The sequence below is a fragment of the uncultured Psychroserpens sp. genome (assembly GCF_947501425.1).
Taxonomy (GTDB): domain Bacteria; phylum Bacteroidota; class Bacteroidia; order Flavobacteriales; family Flavobacteriaceae; genus Psychroserpens.
Map to the genome: position 1 here is coordinate 1 of NZ_CANMVN010000016.1, position 5,303 is coordinate 5,303.

At 46.3% G+C, this 5,303-nt stretch carries 2 tRNA genes and 3 rRNA genes; all 5 read right to left on the reverse strand.

Features of this window, described 5'->3' with window-relative positions:
• Positions 1 to 47 precede the first annotated feature (47 nt).
• The 5 genes from rrf to Q0951_RS16965 all read right to left on the reverse strand — a co-directional run bounded on the left by rrf (position 48) and on the right by Q0951_RS16965 (position 5,068).
• Positions 48 to 155 (reverse strand): 5S ribosomal RNA (gene rrf / locus Q0951_RS16945).
• Positions 156 to 254: 99 nt separating this feature from the next.
• Positions 255 to 3,074, reverse strand: a 23S ribosomal RNA gene (locus Q0951_RS16950).
• A gap of 153 nt (positions 3,075 to 3,227) precedes the next feature.
• Positions 3,228 to 3,301 (reverse strand) — tRNA-Ala (locus Q0951_RS16955).
• A gap of 84 nt (positions 3,302 to 3,385) precedes the next feature.
• Positions 3,386 to 3,459: transfer RNA gene (locus Q0951_RS16960), tRNA-Ile, on the reverse strand.
• A gap of 85 nt (positions 3,460 to 3,544) precedes the next feature.
• Positions 3,545 to 5,068 (reverse strand): 16S ribosomal RNA (locus Q0951_RS16965).
• The 16S, 23S and 5S rRNA genes sit together here with 2 tRNA genes alongside, the layout of an rRNA operon.
• Between the last annotated feature and the right edge of the window lie 235 nt (positions 5,069 to 5,303).

The window sequence follows — 5,303 nt, forward strand, 5'->3', positions numbered from 1 at the left end:
GGATATAAAAAAAACCCTTTACAGTTAAACACTATAAAGGGTTTCAAAAAAGGCGACGACCTACTCTCCCACGATTGCAGTACCATCGGCGCAAATGGGCTTAACTTCTCTGTTCGGAATGGTAAGAGGTGAGCCCCATCGCTATAATCACCTTAAATCTTTCGGTGTGTGTAGTATAACTACTTAACCGTATATAATAACATATTGAAAAAAAACGACATAAAAATATATTGTAACTCTAAAAAAAACAGGCGTACAATAAGCCTATGGGTTATTAGTACTACTCGGCTATGACATTACTGCCTTTACACCTATAGCCTATCAACGTGGTCATCTTCCACGACCCTTTAAAGAAATCTCATCTTGTGGTAGGTTTCGCGCTTATATGCTTTCAGCGCTTATCCTTTCCCAACGTAGCTACCCAGCAATGCTCCTGGCGGAACAACTGGTACACCAGAGGTTAGTCCAACTCGGTCCTCTCGTACTAGAGTCAGATCCACTCAAATTTCTAACGCCCACAGTAGATAGAGACCGAACTGTCTCACGACGTTCTGAACCCAGCTCGCGTGCCACTTTAATGGGCGAACAGCCCAACCCTTGGGACCTTCTCCAGCCCCAGGATGTGACGAGCCGACATCGAGGTGCCAAACCCCCCCGTCGATGTGAGCTCTTGGGGGAGATCAGCCTGTTATCCCCGGAGTACCTTTTATCCTTTGAGCGATGGCCCTTCCATGCGGAACCACCGGATCACTATGCTCTACTTTCGTACCTGATCGACCTGTATGTCTCTCAGTCAAGCTCCCTTATGCCATTGCACTCTACGCACGGTTACCAAGCGTGCTGAGGGAACCTTTAGAAGCCTCCGTTACTCTTTTGGAGGCGACCACCCCAGTCAAACTACCCACCAAGCACTGTCCCTCTGAAAGAGGTTAGACTCTAGATAAGCAAAGGGTGGTATTTCAACAATGACTCCACAACGCCTAGCGACGCCGCTTCAAAGTCTCCCACCTATCCTACACATTACTTATCCAAAGCCAATACTAAGCTATAGTAAAGGTTCACGGGGTCTTTTCGTCCCACTGCGGGTAATCGGCATCTTCACCGATACTACAATTTCACCGAGCTCATGGCTGAGACAGTGTCCAGATCGTTACACCATTCGTGCAGGTCGGAACTTACCCGACAAGGAATTTCGCTACCTTAGGACCGTTATAGTTACGGCCGCCGTTTACTGGGGCTTCATTTCAGATCTTCGCCGAAGCTAAACCCTCCACTTAACCTTCCAGCACCGGGCAGGTGTCAGGCCCTATACATCATCTTTCGATTTAGCAGAGCCCTGTGTTTTTGATAAACAGTCGCCTGGACCTTTTCACTGCGGCCCATCCGAAGATGGGCGACCCTTCTCCCGAAGTTACGGGCCGATTTTGCCTAGTTCCTTAGCCATGAATCTCTCGAGCACCTTAGAATTCTCATCCCAACTACCTGTGTCGGTTTAGGGTACGGGCTGCTTCACTCGCTTTTCTTGGAAGTCGCTTCTCTGGATTATCACCTTGACCGTAGTCTCAGTGTACTATCGCCGTGTTACCACTGGCTTCAACGTGCATTTCCGTCAGCACGCACCAAATATACGCCTCCGTCACTTTTAACGTGAGCAGGTACAGGAATATTAACCTGTTGTCCATCCACTTCCCCTTTCGGGTTCGCGTTAGGTCCCGACTAACCCTCAGCTGATTAGCATAGCTGAGGAAACCTTAGTCTTTCGGTGTGCGGGTTTCTCGCCCGCATTATCGTTACTTATGCCTACATTTTCTTTTGTAGCTTCTCCAGCATACCTCGCAGTACACCTTCGACGACACTACAATGCTCCCCTACCACTTTTTCAAGTCCATAGCTTCGGTAGTATGTTTATGCCCGATTATTATCCATGCCGAACCGCTCGACTAGTGAGCTGTTACGCACTCTTTAAATGAATGGCTGCTTCCAAGCCAACATCCTAGCTGTCTAAGCAGTTCAACCTCGTTTATTCAACTTAACATACATTTGGGGACCTTAGCTGATGGTCTGGGTTCTTTCCCTCTCGGACATGGACCTTAGCACCCATGCCCTCACTGCTGATTAACATTTTATAGCATTCGGAGTTTGTCAGGAATTGGTAGGCGGTGAAGCCCCCGCATCCAATCAGTAGCTCTACCTCTATAAAACTATAAATCAACGCTGCACCTAAATGCATTTCGGGGAGTACGAGCTATTTCCGAGTTTGATTGGCCTTTCACCCCTACCCACAGGTCATCCGAAGACTTTTCAACGTCAACCGGTTCGGGCCTCCACTGTGTGTTACCACAGCTTCACCCTGCCCATGGGTAGATCACACGGTTTCGCGTCTACCACTACTAACTAAAGCGCCCTATTCAGACTCGCTTTCGCTACGGCTGCGGACCTGAAGTCCTTAACCTTGCTAGCAACGGTAACTCGTAGGCTCATTATGCAAAAGGCACGCCGTCACCCCAAAGGGCTCCGACCGCTTGTAAGCGTATGGTTTCAGGATCTTTTTCACTCCTTTATTCAAGGTTCTTTTCACCTTTCCCTCACGGTACTAGTTCACTATCGGTCTCTCAGGAGTATTTAGCCTTAACGGATGGTCCCGCCAAATTCATACAGGGTTACACGTGCCCCGCACTACTCAGGATACCACTATCAATAACGATCTTTACTTATACGGGACTATCACCCTCTATGGTCACTCTTTCCAAAGTGTTCTAATTCATTACGCATCAAATGTCGTGGTCCTACAACCCCAATGTTGCCGTAACAACACTGGTTTGGGCTAATCCGAGTTCGCTCGCCGCTACTATCGGAATCACTTTTGTTTTCTTCTCCTCCGGGTACTTAGATGTTTCAGTTCTCCGGGTTCGCCTCCTTACGGATAACATATCTTCAATATGCTGGGTTGCCCCATTCGGATATCTGCGGATCGATTTGTATGTGCCAATCCCCGCAGCTTTTCGCAGCTTATCACGTCCTTCATCGCCTCTGAGAGCCTAGGCATTCCCCATACGCTCTTATGTAGCTTATTGTACTTTTTGTCTTTTTAATGAGTTTATAATTAATCAAAAGCTCGTAAACTTTAATTAATTACGATTCTGTACAACAAATTAATGTTGTACTATTTTTATGTATCTTTTTTCAATATGTCAATGAACTTTTTTCTACCTAAATAGATAGAATCGTGGAGAATACCGGAGTCGAACCGGTGACCTCCTGCGTGCAAGGCAGGCGCTCTAGCCAGCTGAGCTAATTCCCCTATTTAAAATTCAGAATGATGTATTCAGAATTATGAATTTAGAATTGACAACTTCTAGAATTTCCTTTTTATTATTATAGTTAGTAGTCTCAGGCAGACTCGAACTGCCGACCTCTACATTATCAGTGTAGCGCTCTAACCAGCTGAGCTATGAGACTCTACTATAATAGATCATTTAAATTAACAGCAAAAGAATAAACTAAATCTTTCCTTCCATTTTTTCGCTTAGTCGTCTTTCTCTAGAAAGGAGGTGTTCCAGCCGCACCTTCCGGTACGGCTACCTTGTTACGACTTAGCCCTAGTTACTAATTTTACCCTAGGCCGCTCCTTGCGGTGACGGACTTCAGGCACTCCCAGCTTCCATGGCTTGACGGGCGGTGTGTACAAGGCCCGGGAACGTATTCACCGCATCATGGCTGATATGCGATTACTAGCGATTCCAGCTTCACGGAGTCGAGTTGCAGACTCCGATCCGAACTGTGATAGGTTTTATAGATTCGCTCCTGCTCGCGCAGTGGCTGCTCTCTGTACCTACCATTGTAGCACGTGTGTAGCCCAGGACGTAAGGGCCGTGATGATTTGACGTCATCCCCACCTTCCTCACGGTTTGCACCGGCAGTCTTGTTAGAGTTCCCGACTTGAATCGCTGGCAACTAACAACAGGGGTTGCGCTCGTTATAGGACTTAACCTGACACCTCACGGCACGAGCTGACGACAACCATGCAGCACCTTGTAAAGTGTCCGAAGAAAAAACTATCTCTAGTCCTGTCACTCTACATTTAAGCCCTGGTAAGGTTCCTCGCGTATCATCGAATTAAACCACATGCTCCACCGCTTGTGCGGGCCCCCGTCAATTCCTTTGAGTTTCATTCTTGCGAACGTACTCCCCAGGTGGGTTACTTATCACTTTCGCTTAGCCACTCAGACCGAAGTCCGAACAGCTAGTAACCATCGTTTACGGCGTGGACTACCAGGGTATCTAATCCTGTTCGCTCCCCACGCTTTCGTCCATCAGTGTCAGTTGATTATTAGTAATCTGCCTTCGCAATTGGTATTCTATGTAATATCTATGCATTTCACCGCTACACTACATATTCTAACTACTTCATAATAACTCAAGATAACCAGTATCAAAGGCAATTCTACAGTTGAGCTGCAGACTTTCACCTCTGACTTAATTATCCACCTACGGACCCTTTAAACCCAATGATTCCGGATAACGCTTGGATCCTCCGTATTACCGCGGCTGCTGGCACGGAGTTAGCCGATCCTTATTCTTACAGTACCGTCAAGTCTCGACACGTCGAGATGTTTCTTCCTGTATAAAAGCAGTTTACAACCCATAGGGCAGTCTTCCTGCACGCGGCATGGCTGGATCAGAGTTGCCTCCATTGTCCAATATTCCTCACTGCTGCCTCCCGTAGGAGTCTGGTCCGTGTCTCAGTACCAGTGTGGGGGATCCCCCTCTCAGGGCCCCTATCTATCGTTGCCATGGTGTGCCGTTACCACACCATCTAGCTAATAGAACGCATACTCATCTTTTACCACCGAAGCTTTAAATTGTCTGTGATGCCACAGTCAATTACCATGGAGTATTAATCTTCATTTCTAAAGGCTATCCTCCTGTAAAAGGTAGATTGTATACGCGTTACGCACCCGTGCGCCACTCGTCATCAAAGTGCAAGCACTTTATGTTACCGTTCGACTTGCATGTGTTAGGCCTGCCGCTAGCGTTCATCCTGAGCCAGGATCAAACTCTTCATCGTTAAATTTTTAAGTGTTTCCACTTATGTCTTAACAACTAATCGAAATTGTTTAATTTCAGTACTCAAAATGGTCTATTCTTTTGTCTGAAATATATCGTTTCCAATATATCTCTTACGCTGTCAATTCAATATGTTAATGAACTTTCTTATTCTTTTCTTAAGTACTTTATCACTTAAGCGGGTGCAAATATAAAACCCTTTTTTTTATCCCACAATACTTATCTGTACTTTTTTT